The sequence below is a fragment of the Bacillus sp. 196mf genome, assembly GCF_003217275.1.
GTDB classification, from domain to species: domain Bacteria; phylum Bacillota; class Bacilli; order Bacillales; family Bacillaceae_G; genus Bacillus_A; species Bacillus_A thuringiensis_S.
In genome coordinates, this window is record NZ_QJTG01000010.1 from 85,742 (window position 1) to 103,757 (window position 18,016).

The window sequence follows — 18,016 nt, forward strand, 5'->3', positions numbered from 1 at the left end:
TTAGTCAATAATGTTCCACTTCTTTAAAATTACCTGCAATTGTGTTTTCGTTCCCATAATTGTGCCATCATTATTTATCACTTCATCTGCATTTTTCACTTTTTCTTCTAACGGCATTTGAGATTGAATACGAGCTGTTGCTTCTTCTTCTGAAAAGTTATTTCGTTTCATTAAACGCTCTAATTGCGTATGCGGCTTAACTGCTACAACTAAAACGCGGTCAACAAGACTTGTTAATTTGCTTTCAAATAAGAGAGGAATATCTAACACAACCGCTTGCATATCTTCTTTTATGTACATCTCCTTTTGCCTATTCATTTCCTCACGCACTGCAGGATGAACAATTTTATTTAACTGCAATCGTTTTTCTTCATTATAGAAAACGACACTTCCCAGTTTTGGACGATCTAGTTCTCCATCTTCTTGTAACACTTCCGTTCCAAATACTTCTACTATTTTGTTATATGCTGGTTTTCCTTGCTCTACAACTTCTCGTGCAATAATATCTGCATCAATAACCGGTATGCTTAGTTCACGAAACATTTGAGATACTGTACTTTTTCCACTTGCAATGCCTCCTGTTAATCCAATTACTACTGTCATAATAAGCCTCCTCATAATAAAAGGCGCGAAACTAATGTTCCACGCCCATACTTACATTTTCCAAATTCCAATTATAATGAGTAATACCCCAGGCAGGAATGTAAATTTTTGTAACCACTTCATATTCGATAAAACCGTTCCAAGTTTCATTCCAATAAATAAAAACAAAGAACTCATAATCGCAACTAATATCGCCATCATAGCGGGTGCATACCCTAATAAAGATGCACCAATTCCGGCACCAAATGAGTCTACAGAAAGAGCGATACCAAGAAGCAATGCCTCTCCTGCAGAAATGGTGCCTGATTTATCAAAATCTGCTACAGTCGGTTTCCGTAAAATTTGAATCACTAGCCCTAGCGAGGCAATCTCTAATTTCCAGACCTTCTCCTCTTGCTTCGGTTCTTCTTTTTTTTCACTTCGAAAAAATTGATACAATACCCAAATCCCTATTCCAATAAGAACAAGCCCACCGATACGCGTTGCGATAACAGGTGAAAATACTTTCGCGATCATATGTCCAATTCCCATTGAAACAAGCATAACAGCCGCTGAACACATTCCGATAATTATAATTGATCTTAGTGGAATTCTTACGCTTCTTAAACCATATGTTAGCCCTACACTACAGCTATCTAAGCTTAATGTAAAAGCTAATAAAATAAGAGATAAATAAAGGTACATCGGTAAGCTCCTCCCTTATACATAGCTCTGCTGTATGTATATGACAAATGCCTATCCGATGTTATCTCTTTTCTATATTCTTGGCTGACAAATTGGGCAGTAATGCGTTCCTCTTCCGCCAACAACTGTTTTTTCTAATATCGTACCGCAAGTTACACACGGTTCTCCTTTTTTTCCGTATACATTTAGGAGTTCTTGGAACGAACCAATTTGCCCTTGTGAGTTGATATACGTTCGAATTGTACTTCCGCCACGCTTCACTGCTTCGCCTAGCGTTGTAACGGTAGCCTCATAAATTCGCTCAATTTCTTCTATTGTCAAAGACGAAGCTTCTCGTTCCGGATGAATTTGAGAACGGAATAAAACTTCATCTACATATATATTTCCAAGCCCTACTAAAAGACGCTGGTCCAATAGCACAACTTTTATTTTACGATTTGTCTTTTGCAATCTTTCTTGTAAATACTGTGGTGTCATTTCAGCATCAAACGGCTCCGGACCTAAGTCAGCAAGAGGCATTTGGTTCATCTCTTCACCTTTCTTAAAGAGATGCATCGTACCAAACTTTCTCACATCTTTATAATGTAATTCAGTTCCATCTGTAAATAAGAAACGGACGTGCGTATGTTTATCAATCGGCTCGTCCTCTTGATGTAGTAAAAACTTACCTTCCATACGCAAATGTGAAACAATAACATAATTTGTTACATATAGAAGCAAAAACTTTCCTCTTCGCTTTATATTTTCAATCTTCTCGCCTTTTAGCATTTCTTTAAAGATTTCTGCATCATCCGGTCGTTTCACTATTTTTGGATAAGTAACAATAACATCTTCAATCGTTTTTCCTGTTACAAGATTTTCAAGTGTCCGTCTGACGTTTTCAACCTCTGGTAATTCAGGCATTTCATCACTTCCTTATTTTGCGTCGTACCAAGTTGGACCGTAAGAATAATCAACTTTCAGCGGAACTGCGAGTTCAATTGCATGCTCCATTACTTCAGGTACAAGCTGCTCTAATTTTTCAATTTCTTCTTTTGGTGCTTCAAATATTAATTCATCGTGTACTTGCAGAAGAAGACGCGCTTGTAATCCTTCTTCTTCTAAACGATCTGCCATAATAATCATCGCTTTTTTAATTATATCTGCTGCAGTACCTTGAATTGGTGTATTCATCGCTGTACGCTCAGCGAAGCTACGTAAATTGAAATTACGACTCGTAATTTCTGGAATATAACGGCGACGATTTAATAATGTAGCCACATATCCTTTTTGTTTCGCATCTTTTACGATGTCCTCCATATATTCTTGTACACCAGGGAAACTTTCTAAATACTTTTCAATAAATTCCGCTGCTGCTTTTCTTGTAATTCCTAAGTTTTGTGAAAGACCATAATCACTAATACCATACACAATTCCGAAGTTAACAGCTTTCGCTTGTCGTCTCATATTTGAAGTGACTTCATCTTTTTCAACGCCAAATACATCCATAGCTGTTTTCGTATGAATATCCATGTCATGCTGGAATGCTTCAACTAGCCCTTTATCATTTGCAATATGAGCTAATACACGCAGTTCGATTTGTGAATAGTCAGCCGCATACATAATCCAACCTTCTTCTGATGGAACAAATGCCTGACGAATCTTTCTTCCTTCTTCTAATCGAATCGGGATATTTTGCAAGTTCGGATCCGTTGAACTTAATCGACCTGTTTGCGTTAACACTTGATTAAAGCGAGTATGAATTTTAGATGAATCTTCATGTACAACTTTCAGTAAACCTTCAATATAAGTTGAATTTAGCTTCCCTAATTGACGATAATGTAAAATGTTTGGAATAATTTCATGGCGATCCATAAGCTTGTCTAATACATCAGCTGACGTAGAATAACCTGTTTTCGTCTTTTTAATAACCGGTAAGTTTAAGTTCTCAAACAGAATTACACCAAGCTGCTTCGGTGAATTAATATTAAATTCTGTTCCCGCAAGCTTATAAATTTCCTGTTCCATTTCCTTTAATCTACCTGCGAGTTCTTCTCCCATATTACGAAGACGCTCCGTATCAACTTTTACACCTTTTACTTCCATATCAGCTAATACACGCGCAAGTGGCAGTTCTAACTCTGTAAACAGTTCATATTGCTCATTCTTCTTTAACTCTTCAACGAATGTTTGCTTTACATCATATAATACATGCACTTTACGAGCCACATGCTCCGCTACTACTTCTAACTCTGGAACAGCACGCTTCGCACCTTTTCCGTAAACTTCTTCATCTGATTTCACAGCATGCGTTTCTTTCATTTTCGCTACAGTACGGAAATCTTTATCTGTATCAGCCGGGTCAAGTAAATAAGCAGCGATTAATAGATCAAAGTCAATCCCTTGCATATCTATCCCATTCCATTTCAGTGCAACGATTGCTCGCTTCGCATCAAATGTATGCTTTCTCATTTCTCCATTTGCAAGCCATGCTTTAAATGCATCCGATGCAAGAGCAATATCCTTCTGAATAAAGTAGCAACCATTTTCATTTTGAATACCAAAGCCTTGAATGTCCGCCTTATGATAATTATCTTCTTGCACTTCTACGATAAGCGCACTATCTTGCTGAAGCATTTCTTCTGTAACTTCTTCCACAATATCAAATGTAATATCATCTAATTCAGCTGGAGCTGTTTCTTCTGGCGTAACGCCTAATTTATTTAAAAGAGATGTAAATCCTAAACTCTCGAACATTGGAATCACATCACTTGCTTCATATCCTTTATACGCCATATCATCCACATGAACTGTAATCGGCGCATCTGTAATAATAGTCGCAAGATCTTTACTCATAAGAGCTTGTTCTTTATTTTCTTCTAGTTTTTCTTTTAATTTCTTCCCGCTTACTTGATCTAGATTTTCATACACTTCTTCAACCGTTCCAAACTGTGTTAACAATTTAATCGCCGTTTTTTCACCAACTCCTGGTACACCCGGAATATTATCTGATTGGTCTCCCATTAAACCTTTCATATCGATAATTTGCTTTGGTGATAAGCTATATTTTTCAAATAAAGCTTCTTTCGTATATTCATCTACTTCCGTAATCCCTTTTCGCGGAATACATACAAGCGTGTTATCAGAAACAAGTTGAAGTAAATCTTTATCTCCTGAAATAACTTTTACACTTGCTCCTTGTTCACTCGCTTCTTTTGCTAGCGTTCCCATAATATCATCCGCTTCATAATTTTCTAATTCATAACGCGGTACGTTGAATGCATCCAGCATCTCACGAATAAACGGGAACTGCTCTGATAATTCAGGTGGAGTCTTTTGACGTCCTCCTTTATACTCACTATACGTTTTATGACGGAAGGTTGTTTTGCCTGCATCAAACGCCACTAACATATGAGTTGGCTTTTCTTCCTCTAATATCCTCATTAACATCATTGTAAAACCGTAAATTGCGTTCGTATGTATACCTTTGTCGTTATTTAAAAGCGGTAGTGCAAAGAAAGCACGATACGCGATATTATTACCATCTACTAATACGACCTTTTTTTCCAAAATTGAAACCTCCCCATACAAATTTGAAATGATTTTTTTCACAGAAAAAAACCGTTCCTTTCCTCTCTCTATATTAACATGACTAATAGAGAGAAGAAAAATAACGGTTATTTTCTTTCATATATAAAACAGACTTATATTGGCATAAAGGGAAGTGACGAGAACAGCTTAACTATTCTCGTCCAAAATTACTCCTTGGATGAAGGGGTTTTCATGTATTATATTAACAGAGCTTTATTAATATTTAATTAAGCCATTGTTAATATATTGTAAACATCCTTCATCCTATTTTTCAGTTGCTGATTTTGGTAAAACAACTGTAAATGTTGTCCCTTCCCCAACTTCACTATCCACTGTAATTGTACCGTGATGCGCCTCTACTAAATGCTTTACAATTGATAATCCGAGGCCTGTACCACCAGTATTTCTACTTCTCGCTTTATCCACTCGGTAAAAGCGTTCAAAAATACGCGGAATTTCCTCTTTACTAATACCAATTCCAGTATCCGATACTTTTATATAAGCATTATACTTATCTTCCGCTAACTCTACTGAAACAACGCCTCCAGCCGGTGTATATACGATCGCGTTATTTATTAAATTAATAAAGATTTGTTTCAAACGACTTGGATCTCCAATAACAGAAGCACGTTTTAATACATTCACTTGTAAAGAGATTTCTTTTTCTCCTGCTTTATTATCAAGCACCATATGAATATCTTCAAGCAGCCCCTTCATGTCAACGGTTCCCATATTTAATTTAAATCCTTGTTGTTCGATCTTTGACAAATCTAATAAATCTTCAATTAATCCTTGCATGCGCTCACTTTCTTTTAAAATAATGTGCAAGAAATGTTCGCAGAATTTTTTATTATCCATCGCTCCGTCTAAGAGTGTTTCTGAAAAACCTTTAATAGAAGTAATCGGTGTCTTTAATTCATGAGAAACATTCGCTAAAAAGTCTTTTCTCATTTGTTCTAATTTCTTTAACTCTGTTATGTCATGGAATACGAGAACAATCCCTTTCCATTCATGGTTTGTCCCGATAATCGGCGCTCCATATACTTCGAAATGCTTCCGCTCAATTCCAAGTGGCAATAACATTTGTTTACGCACTTTCACTTCTGTCATAAAGATTTCTTCTACAAGCTCAATAATTTCTGTATGATGAAACGATTCATAATATAAGCGATCTAAATATTCTTCATCTGTTACGTGGAAAGTTTCCTTATAAGAGCGGTTTACAAGGTTTATATACCCGCGGCTATCAATTAAAATCATTCCGCTTCCCATATTTTCAATTAACGTATGCAGACGATCTTGCTGCATTTCTTGTTCAAGTGTCATCTCTTGTAAGTTACGAGCTAAAATATTAATCGCTTTACTCAGCATTCCTGTTTCATCCGAATGACTTTCGTATGCACGTGCTTTATAATTACCCTTTGCCAATTCAATTGCAACTTTTGTAACCGATTCAATCGGCCTAATATATTGCCCTGTAATTTTCATACCTAAAAATACAACTACGAGACAAGCAATAACAAATCCGATAATTAATAATCCCCACGTTTTTTGATGTACGTCTTTTAAAGGATCGATTGTACTTTTCACCAAAACGTATCCTTGTTTTCCTTCTACATCTTGAACGAACACCGCATGATAAAATTCATTCTTTCGATCTGTCTCTTTCGTAATCACTTTACTTCGTTGTTTTGCCAATTCCGAAGTAAGTTCTTTAATCGTCTCTGGACTAAATGCCAATTCTTGTCCTTTTCTATATTGAACTTTCTTTTTTTCATCCACAAATACGATAGAAGCTGGTATTTTTTCTTCTAACTTTTCAAATACGTATGGATTTTTTAAGACATTATCAAAACCTTGCTCTTCTGCTAACGCCGCAACATACTCCGTCTCTTTTACCATTCTCTCTTTAGCATGATCTATATAGTAGTTTTCAAACACAGTTTCTAGCAATAAACCTAGTCCAACTAAAATAAATACAATAAGAGAAACAAATGTAAAAAGAAGCCTGGAACGAAATTTATTCATTCCCTTTTGGCTCCTCTAATTTATATCCTAAACCACGTATCGTTTTAATGTACGTCGGTTTTTTCGTATTTTGTTCAATTTTATCGCGCAAATGGCTAATATGAACATCAACAATTCGTGTATCACCAGCAAAATCGTAATTCCATACAGCACTTAATAATTGATCACGCGTCAACACGCGACTTTTATTTTTCGCAAGATACACAAGTAGTTCAAATTCTTTTGGTGTTAATTCAAGCTTTCTTCCTTGGAAATAAGCCTCATAAAACTCCGGTAAAATTTTAAGTTCTGCAATTGTGATGCTATCTTCATCTGGCGCTTCTGCAACTTGTTCTTCTTGTTGTAATTTCGTGCGGCGCAAAATCGCCTTCACACGAGCAACAACTTCCCTTGGACTAAATGGCTTCGTCATATAATCATCTGCCCCAAGTTCAAGGCCTAGCACCTTATCAAACTCATCATCTTTTGCCGTTAACATTAAAATCGGCGTCATAACGCGCTGCAATCGTAATTCTTTACACACTTCCATACCATCCATTTTCGGAAGCATTAAATCTAATATAATTAAATCTGGGCGTTCTGTTGTCGCTTTTTGAAGCGCCATTTCTCCATCCATCGCTGTTATAACTTCAAACCCAGCTTGTTGTAAATTAAATTCGATTAAAGTTAAGATAAATTCCTCATCATCAACTACTAAAATACGATTGTTCATTCTTTTCCTCCAAGTTATAGACTTGAAACCTTCTTCATCCTAGTATTTTCCCCGTTATTCTCATCATACTAGAAAACAAGGTCCCTCTCAATATAATTGTCTATTCATGGAGATCGTTTGTGTAGAATTGAGAAAATAGAAGTAATTACGATTCACCTGCAACTATACAGGATTTTGCCAAACTTTATAGATTACTCTCTCTTCTTTAAAGCTCACTTCCGTATGAACTATAAAATCTTGATTTTGTGCTAGGAAAAACGAAAGAGCATACGCTATTTTATAATCCGGTGTTTCATATCCATCAAATACTCTCCCGTACATTTCATTCGCAACCCCGTCTGCCCACACTTCAGCTTCTCTTACCGTTTCAAAGATAACGTTTTCTCCTTTCCACCTCATCTTAAAGAATCACTCCTTCCATTGACTTAAATTATTAAATTATAATATAGTAAATATTGTTAATCCAATAATCTGAATATAAAAAGGGGTCTATTATGCGACTATTACTACCTATTTTAACTTTAGTAGTAACATGTTTCCTTACTTTTAACGTACCGAGCTGGGATACGATTAAAACGGGGTGCTCAGAATTTGCTGAAGGGTTCAAAGAAGGATTTTTCAACTAAAAATAGCGCTAGCATCCTTATTCAAGGTATGCTAGCGCTATTCATATTTTCATCTTTTAAAAATTATCTAATGCTTTTTCCATAATGGAAACAGATTTAAAAGGCGGCGTGACTGTTAATGAACCTTTTACAACAGTTTCTCCTTTTTCATCATGAGCAGATACAAGCATATCAATTGTATGTTCCTCCTCAGAAACAGCCACAACTTCAAAGTGGATTTGTAACGTTTCATAATGGTGAACATGCTTCACGAACGTAAGGTCCTTTCTCGTAATATGACTTCCTGGACCCGGTAAATATTTCGTAACCGCCGTTGTAATCATTCCCGTTAGCATAATGCTTGGTACAATCGGCTTTTCATACGGAGTTTGGGATGCGTAATCATGCTGAATATATAATGGATTGGCATCATTCGTTAACCCTAAGTACAATAACAAATCTTTATCCTCAATTTTTTCAGTGATAGATAATTTCTCTCCTACTGTAATTTCATCCATTTTACGACCAATTTGAACTTTTTTCTTTAACATGTTACAACCCCCTCCGATTTTTTCACCTTATTATCCTACTAAAAGCGATACCTTATCCGAAATTTACTATGATGAGGGCAATGTATAGTATAAATCTATAGTTTCATTATAGGATACTACAAATGATAGCGTTTTCATATTATTTCAAAAAAACAATTCGGTAAATAGTAGAAAAAGATTCGGAATCCCGAATCTTTTTCACTACTATTCAATTATTAAACAAGAACTTTCATTACGTTACGTACAGATTCTACAGAGCGATCTAACGCTTCTTTTTCATCTGCAAGAAGTTCTAATTCAATAATTTTTTCAATTCCGTTACCACCTAGAATTACTGGTACCCCTAAGTAAAGGTCACTATAACCATACTCACCTTCAAGGTACGCAATAGCTGGTAATACACGGCGTTGATCTTTTAAGATTGCTTCTGTCATTTCAACTAAAGAAGCTGCTGGTGCGTAATATGCACTACCGTTTCCTAATAAGCCTACAATCTCACCGCCACCTTTACGTGTACGTTCTACGATTGCTTCTAAACGCTCTTTCGGAATTAACGTTTCTAACGGAATACCGCCTGCATAAGAATAACGCACAAGAGGTACCATGTCGTCACCGTGTCCACCAAGAACAAATCCTGTAATGTCTTTCACAGAAAGATTTAATTCTTGTGCGATGAATGTACGGAAACGAGCTGTATCTAATACGCCCGATTGGCCAATTACACGCTCTTTCGGGAATCCTGCTTCTTTAAATACAGAATATGTCATTGCATCAACTGGATTTGTTAACACAACAATAATTGCATTTGGTGAATGTTTTGCAATGTCGCGCGTAATACTTTTCATAATTTTAGAGTTCGTTGCTACTAAGTCATCACGGCTCATACCAGGCTTACGTGCAATACCTGCTGTAATAACGACAACGTCAGAATCAGCAGTATCTGCGTAATCAGATGTTCCAATAATGTTAGCATCAAAACCTTGTACTGGGCTCGCTTCTAACATATCTAACGCTTTCCCTTTTGTTGGATTTTCCAGTTGTGGAATGTCCACTAATACAACATCTGCAAGTTCTTTTTGTGCTAATAAGAATGCCGTTGTTGCTCCTGTAAATCCTGCACCGATGACTGAAACTTTCTTGCGTTTGATTGTCATAATTTACCCCCCGCTTTAATTATGCGTTTTTGATTATCGCTACATCCATGTTTTTAATAAGCTCATTAGCAAACTCAGAACACTTCACTTCTGTTGCGCCTTCCATTAGGCGAGCGAAGTCATATGTTACTACTTTTGATGCAATTGTTTTCTCAACTGAATCTGTTACTAATTTCGCTGCTTCATTCCATCCTAAGTGTTCTAATAATAATACACCTGAAAGAAGAACTGAAGATGGGTTTACTTTATCTAAACCTGCATATTTTGGAGCTGTACCGTGTGTAGCTTCAAAGATAGCATGTCCAGTCACATAGTTAATGTTTGCACCAGGTGCAATACCAATTCCACCTACTTGTGCAGCAAGTGCATCAGAAATATAGTCACCATTTAAGTTCATTGTTGCAACAACATCGAACTCACGTGGACGAGTTAAAATTTGTTGTAAGAAGATGTCTGCAATAGAATCTTTTACGATGATTTTTCCAGCCACTTCAGCGTCTGCCATCGCTTTATTCGCTGCATCTTTACCATCTTTTTCAACGATACGATCGTATTCAGCCCAAGTAAATACTTTGTCGCCGAATTCTTGTTCCGCTACTTCGTAACCCCAGTTTTTGAAAGCACCTTCTGTAAATTTCATAATGTTTCCTTTATGAACTAATGTAACAGAAGAGCGTTTTTCGTTAATTGCATATTGAATTGCAGCACGAACAAGACGCTTTGTCCCTTCTTCTGAAATCGGCTTAATACCAATACCAGATGTTTCTGGGAAGCGGATTTTATTAACACCCATTGCTTCTTTTAAGAAAGCAAGAACTTTTTCTGCTTCTGGAGATCCTTGTGCATATTCAATTCCAGCATAAATGTCTTCTGTATTTTCACGGAAAATAACCATATCAGTATCTTCCGGACGTTTTACAGGTGAAGGAACACCTTCAAAATAACGAACTGGACGTAGACATACATATAAATCTAATTCTTGACGAAGTGCTACGTTTAGAGAACGAATACCACCGCCAACTGGAGTTGTAAGTGGACCTTTAATCGCGATTAAATATTCACGAATTAAGTTTAAAGTTTCTTCTGGTAACCACTCGCCTGTTTGGTTGAATGCTTTTTCCCCTGCAAGCACTTCTTTCCAAACGATTTTCTTCTCACCATCATAAGCTTTTTCAACTGCTGCTTCTAGTACGCGAGATGCAGCTGCCCAAATATCAGGACCAATTCCATCTCCCTCGATAAATGGAATAATCGGATTGTTTGGTACATTCATAACACCATTAGTTACAGTAATTTTTTCACCTGTCGTCAATGTGATAACCCCCATGTTTGAAATTTCATATGTATGAAACCGAGGGAATAACCCCTCAGTTCAAACCGTTAGTCAAATTAAAATATTCTAATCATTACATCTTTCCGAAAAAATCAGACTTTTGAAAGCGTATTTTCACTATCAAAATAGTGTTATTCGCTTATCGTTGTGCAATTGGAACATACACTTGATGCGTTGGTCCATTATAATCAGCACGCGGACGAATTAAACGGTTGTTTTCATATTGTTCTAGAATATGAGCTAACCAGCCTGACATACGGCTAATTGCAAAAATAGGTGTAAATAAGTCATGGTCAATTCCTAAACAATGGTATACAGAAGCTGAATAGAAATCAACATTTGGTGGAAGACCTTTTTCTTTTGTTACAATGTCTTCAATTCTGATAGACATATTATACCATTTCTCTTCTCCTAAAAGCACGCATAATCTCTTAGACATTTCACGTAAGTGTTTTGCACGTGGATCACCTTGCTCATACACACGGTGGCCAAAGCCCATGATTTTCACTTTATTTTGAAGAGCATTATGAATATATGACTCTACATTTTCTTCTTCGCCAATTTCAGTTAACATCTTCATTACATTTTCATTTGCCCCACCGTGAAGAGGACCTTTTAATGCACCGATTGCTGCTGTAATACCAGAATATACATCTGACAGTGTAGCTACGCAAACACGTGCAGTAAATGTAGAAGCGTTTAACTCATGATCTGCATGAAGTACAAGTGCCTTATCAAAAGCTTCAATTTCAACTTCATTTGGCTCGCGATCATTTAACATGTACAAGAAGTTTGCAGCTAATGATAAATCTTTTCTTGGCTCAACAATATCTAAACCTTTACGGATTCTCGCGTAAGCAGCAACTAAAGTTCCCACTTGAGCCTGTAATTTAACCGCTTTCAAATAATTGGACTTTTCATCCATAATTTCAGCGCTCTCATCGTATAATGATAGCATGGAAATTGCAGTTCGTAAAACAGACATCGGATGTGCAATTTTTAAATCTACTTGTTTCAAATATGTTAAAATCTCACCTGGAACTTTATAGTATTCAGATACAATTTCATTAAATTCCGCTAGTTCTTTTTCATTAGGAAGCTTGCGGTGCCATAATAAGTACACTACTTCTTCAAACGTAGCATTCTCAGCTAAATCATCAATATTATACCCAACATAAGTTAATGTATCATCAATAATAGAGCTCACAGATGATGTTGTTGCTACTACCCCTTCTAAACCTCGAATAACAGTCATGACATTCTCTCCTTTTCCTGAAAATTCTCCCAACCTTGCTCCTTATATCTATTTGCTCCCCTTATGAATTATGAACGCCCGTTCACTCTTTAGGCAAGCAAAATGCACGATCATGCAAATTTGTTGCGATGTTCCCCTCTTATTGTCCATTGTTTACATGGAAAGCATGAGCGTGAATGTCTCCCCGAATCCTCACGCTCAAAACAACAAGTTAGTGAGGAAAATACATTCCGAAGAGTTTTATGATAAAAACAACATAAAACAATATCATTATAAAATTGTTTTATGTTGTTTTTATTTTATCTGGTGTAAAGTCTCTGCTGTTATGTAACTTTTCAAAGTTTCTAATCCTATTATAAACAATTATCTGACTTTTGTGAACAGAAAGAATTCAAAAATTTTATATTACTATAAAATTCCTTATTTAAACATTTGTATAATACTCATAACCGCATAGGCAATTCCAGCCCCAATTAACGGACCAACAGCAACCCCATTAAATAGCGCAACCGCTATAATTGTCCCAAAAACAAGCGCAGTTGTAATGTGAGGATCCGTTGTCAACAATTGTACGCCGCCTTTCGCTAACAAAGCGACCGCTACACCTGAAGCTAAAGCAATCCACGCATAATAAGATTTTGCCGCTTCTCCAAGTTGTTTAAAACCTATTTCCCCCGTCGCAATCGGTACGAGCACCGCTATTGTAATGACCGTTACACCTAGGTTAATTCCTTTCGTTTGTAGATAAGGAAAGACCTTATCTCCTAAAAACGTAAACTTCAATAAAAATAATACACCAATAGCCACAGTAAGCGATTGGTTTTTCGCAATAAGTCCTATAATAAGTAGTATGAATAAAAATAACGTTGACTGACTAATCATGTTTGCACTTCCTTTCTGAAAATAATGAACTCATTTCCAAACAAAAATACCTTTAAACCTATCGTTATACATGATATATCGATGCCTATTCAACATGAATCACTTCATTTTTTATGTATTTTAAAATGATAAATTGAGACTTTCACCATAAAAATTTAAGCATGTATACATTTTAAAAAACAGGCGTCTCTTCTTTCTTTTCTAATTAGAAACAGGTAAAATAAAAAGAAGAGAAAATGAAGTTTTTACCATATAGTAGAAGCATCAACACCAAGCTTTCACAGTCACTCACATACTGAAAAAGCAAGAAAAATCCATCATTCCACTATAACATAAAGTGAAACTTTAATCAGTGGGGCATTTTCCACTGATTATTAGTTGAACCAATCGGGCTTTTACGGGCAGTTTATCTCCATCTAACTCCTTTGATCCAGCCGCACTTCGGGTAGGAGATTTACTGCCCGTTAATGCGGGGTAAAGTGAAACTTTAATCAGTGGGGCACACTCGTTATAAGTTGAACGAATTAGGATAATCCAAATTGGAATGGGAGGTATACATCTTTGAACCGAAACTTACTATATATGATATTGCGACTCATATTTGTCATTGTAGCAACGGTAGCTGGGTTCTATGTATTACTATACATGTCAGGGCTTATCTATCCTTTTATTATCGCTTTTGCATTTGCTTATTTGATTAATCCTGTCGTCAATTTCCTTAATCAAAAACTACAATTTCCTCGCGCACTAGCAGTACTCGTTAGCTTAATTCTCGTATTTGGAGCTATCGTTGGACTTGTTACATATCTTGTGACTGAAGCAATATCTGCCACAACATACTTACTACAAATTGTTACAGTAAAGTTTCCAGATATCGTTACATTCGCCCAGCAATTTGCACTTAATCATATTATGCCTCTCTACGATGATTTAATCTCTAAATTTAATCATCTTGGAGAACCACAGCGCTATACAATTACACAAAACATTCAAAACTTAGGAACAGAGGCAACAACACAAATGAAAGAACTTTTAACCGCCATTATAAGCGGGTTAACGAATTTCATTAGTGCACTGCCAACAACTTTAACTGTCCTTGTATTCATTTTATTAGCCACTTTCTTCATTAGTTACGATTGGCACCGTCTTGCTCAAAAAGCAAGAAAATTACTACCAAATCGTGTACATGGCTACGGAAAAACTATTTTTGTCGACTTAAAAAAAGCTTTATTCGGTTTTGTGAAAGCACAACTTACACTCGTATCTATGACAACCGTTATTGTACTGATCGGACTTTTAATATTACGCGTACCATACGCCATTACTATTGCGATTATTACAGGAGTTGTAGATTTACTACCATATTTAGGAACAGGCGCAGTCTTCGTTCCATGGGTTATATACGTATTTTTCACTGGCGATACCGCATTCGCCATTGGTCTTCTCATTTTATACATCGTCGTGATTGTCCAAAGACAAATTATGGAACCGAAAGTACTTTCATCTAACATCGGTCTCGATCCATTAGCAACACTCGTCGCTCTATTTGTCGGCTTTAAACTTTTTGGCTTTTTAGGATTAATCATCGGTCCAGTCACCTTAGTACTACTTAATACATTACACAAAGCTAATGTCTTCCATGACTTGTGGAAATATATTAAAGGTTCACCTTCAAAATAACAGTTTCTAATTCATACAAAAAATCACGCTATAATCAGTGGGAAATTCCCACTGATTATTCCTTTTACCTATTTTTCACACTACTCACACGCAACAAGAGCATTACCCAGAAACAGGATAATCCTCTTGTTTTTTTGCATAAAAAAAAACACATATTCTAGCTAAAAATACATTTTCATTCTATTTTATCTATAATTATTACTTACATTTATTACTTTTTATGTAAATGAATAAATATACAAAATGGCATAAAATAAGGCTTCAACTAACAATCACCACCTTTTATATGAATTCTTTACACCAATCGCTCCTTTATATACAAAAGCAAAACTTTAATTTGGCTGCATTTCGCACCATCTTATTCATCCAAATTAATAGCACTAAAAAATCACACGTTTAATCGAAGCACAACAAGAGTTCAAACGAAAATTATATAGCAAATATAATAAGCGGACATTTTGTTCATCCCCACTCATCATCCCCCCACAAATAGTGCGGTAAAGCAAAGCCTCAATCAGAAAGCTCCCCTCCTCTTACAAGACAAAAAAATAGCACTTAGATCGTTATAATCTAAGCGCTACTTCTGAATGATAATAGTAGAGTTCTTTCTAAACTTCCATTCCATCCACTTCATAACAAGCGGCTTCAATAAAGCTCTCGTAATAGGGATCACGCAGATAAACCCTAGCACATCTGTCACATAACCAGGAAGCACTAAGAGAATACCTCCTACAAATACAAAAATACCATCTAGTACTGCCTCACCTGGCATTTCCCCTCTATTCAACTTAGATTGAATCTCTCCAAGCACTTTAAATCCTTGTCTTTTCGCCAAATACACACCTACTACACCTGTAAATACAATCATAGCGAACGTAGACCATAAACCTATTACATGACTTGATCCGATTAAGACCGTAATCTCAATCGCCGGTATTAAAATAAACAAGAATAGTAACCACTTCATAGTTCTACACCTCTCTCACAACTCACTTTTAACGCCCTCACAACGCCTATATACATCATATGAAATATAATACCCTTTCATATTAAAACCCATAACAAACAGCTTTTAAAAGCAATTCTAGGCGTTTTAAGCTAACTCTATCTCGTTTTTGTGTAAAAAAAAGAGAAGGACTCCGATCCTTCTCTCCGTATTACTTATAGCACTTCCGCATGTCCATTATAAACAATTCCGCGTGCTGCATCAACTGTTACTTCTTGGCCATTTTTTAAAGTTGCTGTTACGCCGTTTACACCAACGATAACAGGAATACCGATTGATACGCCTACAACAGCAGCATGGCTTGTTAAGCCACCTTCTTCTACAACTAAAGCAGCAGCTTTTTCGATTGCAGGAATCATATCTTTATCAGTGCTTGTTGTAACAAGGATATCACCTTCGTTTACGTTCGCTACAGCTTCAGCAGCTGTTTTTGCTACAACTACTTTACCTTTTGCAGCTTTACGACCGATTCCTTGTCCTTTAGCAACTTCTTCACCAACAACGTGGATTTTCATTAAGTTTGTTGTACCAGTTTCAGCAACTGGAACACCAGCAGTAATTACTACAGTATCTCCAAGGCCGATTAGACCTGCATCCATACCTGTTTGAATTGCTGTATCTAACATTTCGTCAGTTGAAGCTGCGCGCTTCTCAGCCATAAATGCTTGTACACCCCAAACAAGTGCAAGACGACGTCCTACTTGCTCGTCAGATGTTACAGCTACGATTGGAGATTTTGGACGGTATTTAGAGATCATTTTCGCAGTATGTCCACTTTCTGTTGGAGCTACGATTGCAGCTACATCAAGAGCAAGTGCTGTATGCGCAACAGATTGGCTAATTGCATCTGTAATTGTTGGAGTGAACTCTTTAATACGTTTTTTGAACATATCTTCGTATTGTAATGATTTTTCAACACGTACTGCAATGTTAGCCATCATTGTTACTGCTTCTACCGGATATTGACCAGCAGCTGTTTCACCTGAAAGCATGATTGCATCTGTACCATCGAAGATTGCGTTAGCTACGTCACTTGCTTCAGCACGAGTTGGACGTGGGTTACGTTGCATAGAGTCTAACATTTGTGTCGCAGTAATAACTGGTTTACCTAACACGTTACATTTTTTGATTAGACGTTTTTGTACTAATGGTACTTCTTCTGGTGGAATTTCTACACCCATATCACCACGAGCTACCATTAAACCGTCAGAAACTTCTAAGATTGAATCGATGTTGTCGATACCTTCTTGGTTTTCGATTTTCGGTACGATTTGGATGTATTGAGCGCCATGCTCTTCTAATAATTCACGGATTTCTAATACGTCAGACGCTTTACGTACGAATGAAGCTGCGATGAAATCAACTTTTTGCTCGATACCGAAGATGATATCTTTTACGTCTTTTTCAGTGATACCAGGAAGCTTAATGCTTACGTTTGGTACGTTAACACCTTTTTTATTTTTTACAGTTCCGCTGTTAAGAACTTTTGTACGGATGTTTCCATCAGCTTTTTCGATTACTTCTAGTTCGATAAGACCGTCATCGATTAGAATGCGAGAACCTGGGTCTACATCGTCATAAAGACCAGCATAAGATACAGAGAACTTCTCTGCAGTACCTAATACTTGCTCAGTAGAAAGAACTACTTCTGCACCTGTTACAAGCTCAGCTTGTCCGTCTACGAAGTCGTGAGTACGGATTTCTGGACCTTTTGTATCAAGTAAGATACCAACTGTTTTACCAGTTTTCTTTGAAGCTTCACGAATGTTTTTAATACGAGCTCCGTGCTCTTCATGGCTACCATGAGAGAAGTTTAAACGAGCAACGTTCATACCTGCTTCGATTAATTGCTCTAATTTTTCAATACTTTCACTAGCAGGACCTATAGTACATACAATTTTAGTTTTACGCATATTGCACCTCCGAAAATTATGAAACCGTTCCCAAATATCT

General features: G+C 36.6%; 16 protein-coding genes. 2 read left to right on the forward strand and 14 right to left on the reverse strand.

The window, feature by feature from the left end; genetic code table 11:
* The 7 genes from coaE to ATL10_RS15995 form a co-directional block, all read right to left on the reverse strand.
* Window positions 1-603, reverse strand: a complete 603-nt coding sequence (gene coaE, locus ATL10_RS15965) for a dephospho-CoA kinase (RefSeq protein ID WP_053563572.1) — start codon at window positions 601-603, stop codon at window positions 1-3.
* A gap of 51 nt (window positions 604-654) precedes the next feature.
* Window positions 655-1,287, reverse strand: coding sequence for a sporulation membrane protein YtaF (gene ytaF, locus ATL10_RS15970; RefSeq protein WP_000281743.1), 633 nt, complete (start codon window positions 1,285-1,287; stop codon window positions 655-657).
* Between the two features lie 72 nt (window positions 1,288-1,359).
* Entirely contained in the window at window positions 1,360-2,190 is an 831-nt protein-coding gene (gene mutM / locus ATL10_RS15975) for a DNA-formamidopyrimidine glycosylase (protein ID WP_090976929.1), read from the reverse strand.
* Window positions 2,191-2,202: 12 nt separating this feature from the next.
* Window positions 2,203-4,836: a DNA polymerase I gene (polA, locus tag ATL10_RS15980; protein ID WP_053563570.1), complete on the reverse strand. Its 2,634-nt coding sequence runs from the start codon at window positions 4,834-4,836 to the stop codon at window positions 2,203-2,205.
* 285 nt (window positions 4,837-5,121) lie between these two features.
* Window positions 5,122-6,885, reverse strand: coding sequence for a sensory box histidine kinase PhoR (gene phoR, locus ATL10_RS15985; protein WP_001032099.1), 1,764 nt, complete (start codon window positions 6,883-6,885; stop codon window positions 5,122-5,124).
* Window positions 6,878-7,597, reverse strand: a complete 720-nt coding sequence (gene phoP / locus ATL10_RS15990) for a two-component system response regulator PhoP (protein WP_001065220.1) — start codon at window positions 7,595-7,597, stop codon at window positions 6,878-6,880. The genes phoR and phoP overlap by 8 nt, the downstream gene beginning before the upstream one ends.
* Window positions 7,598-7,759: 162 nt before the next feature.
* Window positions 7,760-7,996 carry a hypothetical protein gene (locus ATL10_RS15995; RefSeq protein WP_053563568.1) on the reverse strand — a complete coding sequence of 79 codons (237 nt, stop codon included), beginning with the start codon at window positions 7,994-7,996 and terminating at the stop codon, window positions 7,760-7,762.
* Between the two features lie 95 nt (window positions 7,997-8,091).
* Between ATL10_RS15995 and ATL10_RS31890 the strand changes: the two genes are divergently transcribed.
* Window positions 8,092-8,223 (forward strand): hypothetical protein, encoded by a 132-nt coding sequence (locus ATL10_RS31890; protein WP_001238014.1) that lies wholly within the window; start codon window positions 8,092-8,094, stop codon window positions 8,221-8,223.
* Between the two features lie 56 nt (window positions 8,224-8,279).
* Here ATL10_RS31890 and ATL10_RS16005 read toward each other — a convergent pair whose 3' ends face one another.
* The 5 genes from ATL10_RS16005 to ATL10_RS16030 all read right to left on the reverse strand — a co-directional run bounded on the left by ATL10_RS16005 (window position 8,280) and on the right by ATL10_RS16030 (window position 13,377).
* On the reverse strand, window positions 8,280-8,753 hold the full coding sequence (locus ATL10_RS16005) for a MaoC family dehydratase (RefSeq protein ID WP_000914180.1): 474 nt from the start codon (window positions 8,751-8,753) through the stop codon (window positions 8,280-8,282).
* Window positions 8,754-8,968: 215 nt separating this feature from the next.
* Window positions 8,969-9,907: a malate dehydrogenase gene (gene mdh, locus ATL10_RS16010; RefSeq protein WP_000153232.1), complete on the reverse strand. Its 939-nt coding sequence runs from the start codon at window positions 9,905-9,907 to the stop codon at window positions 8,969-8,971.
* A gap of 19 nt (window positions 9,908-9,926) precedes the next feature.
* The gene (gene icd, locus ATL10_RS16015) at window positions 9,927-11,219 is read right to left on the reverse strand and encodes an NADP-dependent isocitrate dehydrogenase (protein WP_139213251.1); all 1,293 of its coding nucleotides are present in this window, start codon (window positions 11,217-11,219) and stop codon (window positions 9,927-9,929) included.
* 160 nt (window positions 11,220-11,379) lie between these two features.
* Window positions 11,380-12,528 carry a citrate synthase gene (citZ, locus tag ATL10_RS16020; protein WP_142669966.1) on the reverse strand — a complete coding sequence of 383 codons (1,149 nt, stop codon included), beginning with the start codon at window positions 12,526-12,528 and terminating at the stop codon, window positions 11,380-11,382.
* A gap of 387 nt (window positions 12,529-12,915) precedes the next feature.
* The gene (locus tag ATL10_RS16030) at window positions 12,916-13,377 is read right to left on the reverse strand and encodes a DUF441 domain-containing protein (protein WP_000625507.1); all 462 of its coding nucleotides are present in this window, start codon (window positions 13,375-13,377) and stop codon (window positions 12,916-12,918) included.
* Between the two features lie 561 nt (window positions 13,378-13,938).
* Here ATL10_RS16030 and ytvI point away from each other — a divergent pair.
* A complete protein-coding gene (ytvI, locus tag ATL10_RS16035; protein ID WP_100910437.1) occupies window positions 13,939-15,057 on the forward strand; it encodes a sporulation integral membrane protein YtvI in 1,119 nt (372 codons plus the stop codon).
* 577 nt (window positions 15,058-15,634) lie between these two features.
* On the opposite strand, the gene ATL10_RS16040 is transcribed toward ytvI, so the two are convergent.
* Window positions 15,635-16,024: an FxsA family protein gene (locus ATL10_RS16040; RefSeq protein ID WP_000871631.1), complete on the reverse strand. Its 390-nt coding sequence runs from the start codon at window positions 16,022-16,024 to the stop codon at window positions 15,635-15,637.
* A 194-nt stretch (window positions 16,025-16,218) separates the two neighbouring features.
* Window positions 16,219-17,976 (reverse strand): pyruvate kinase, encoded by a 1,758-nt coding sequence (gene pyk, locus ATL10_RS16045; RefSeq protein WP_001232667.1) that lies wholly within the window; start codon window positions 17,974-17,976, stop codon window positions 16,219-16,221.
* Window positions 17,977-18,016: the final 40 nt, after the last annotated feature.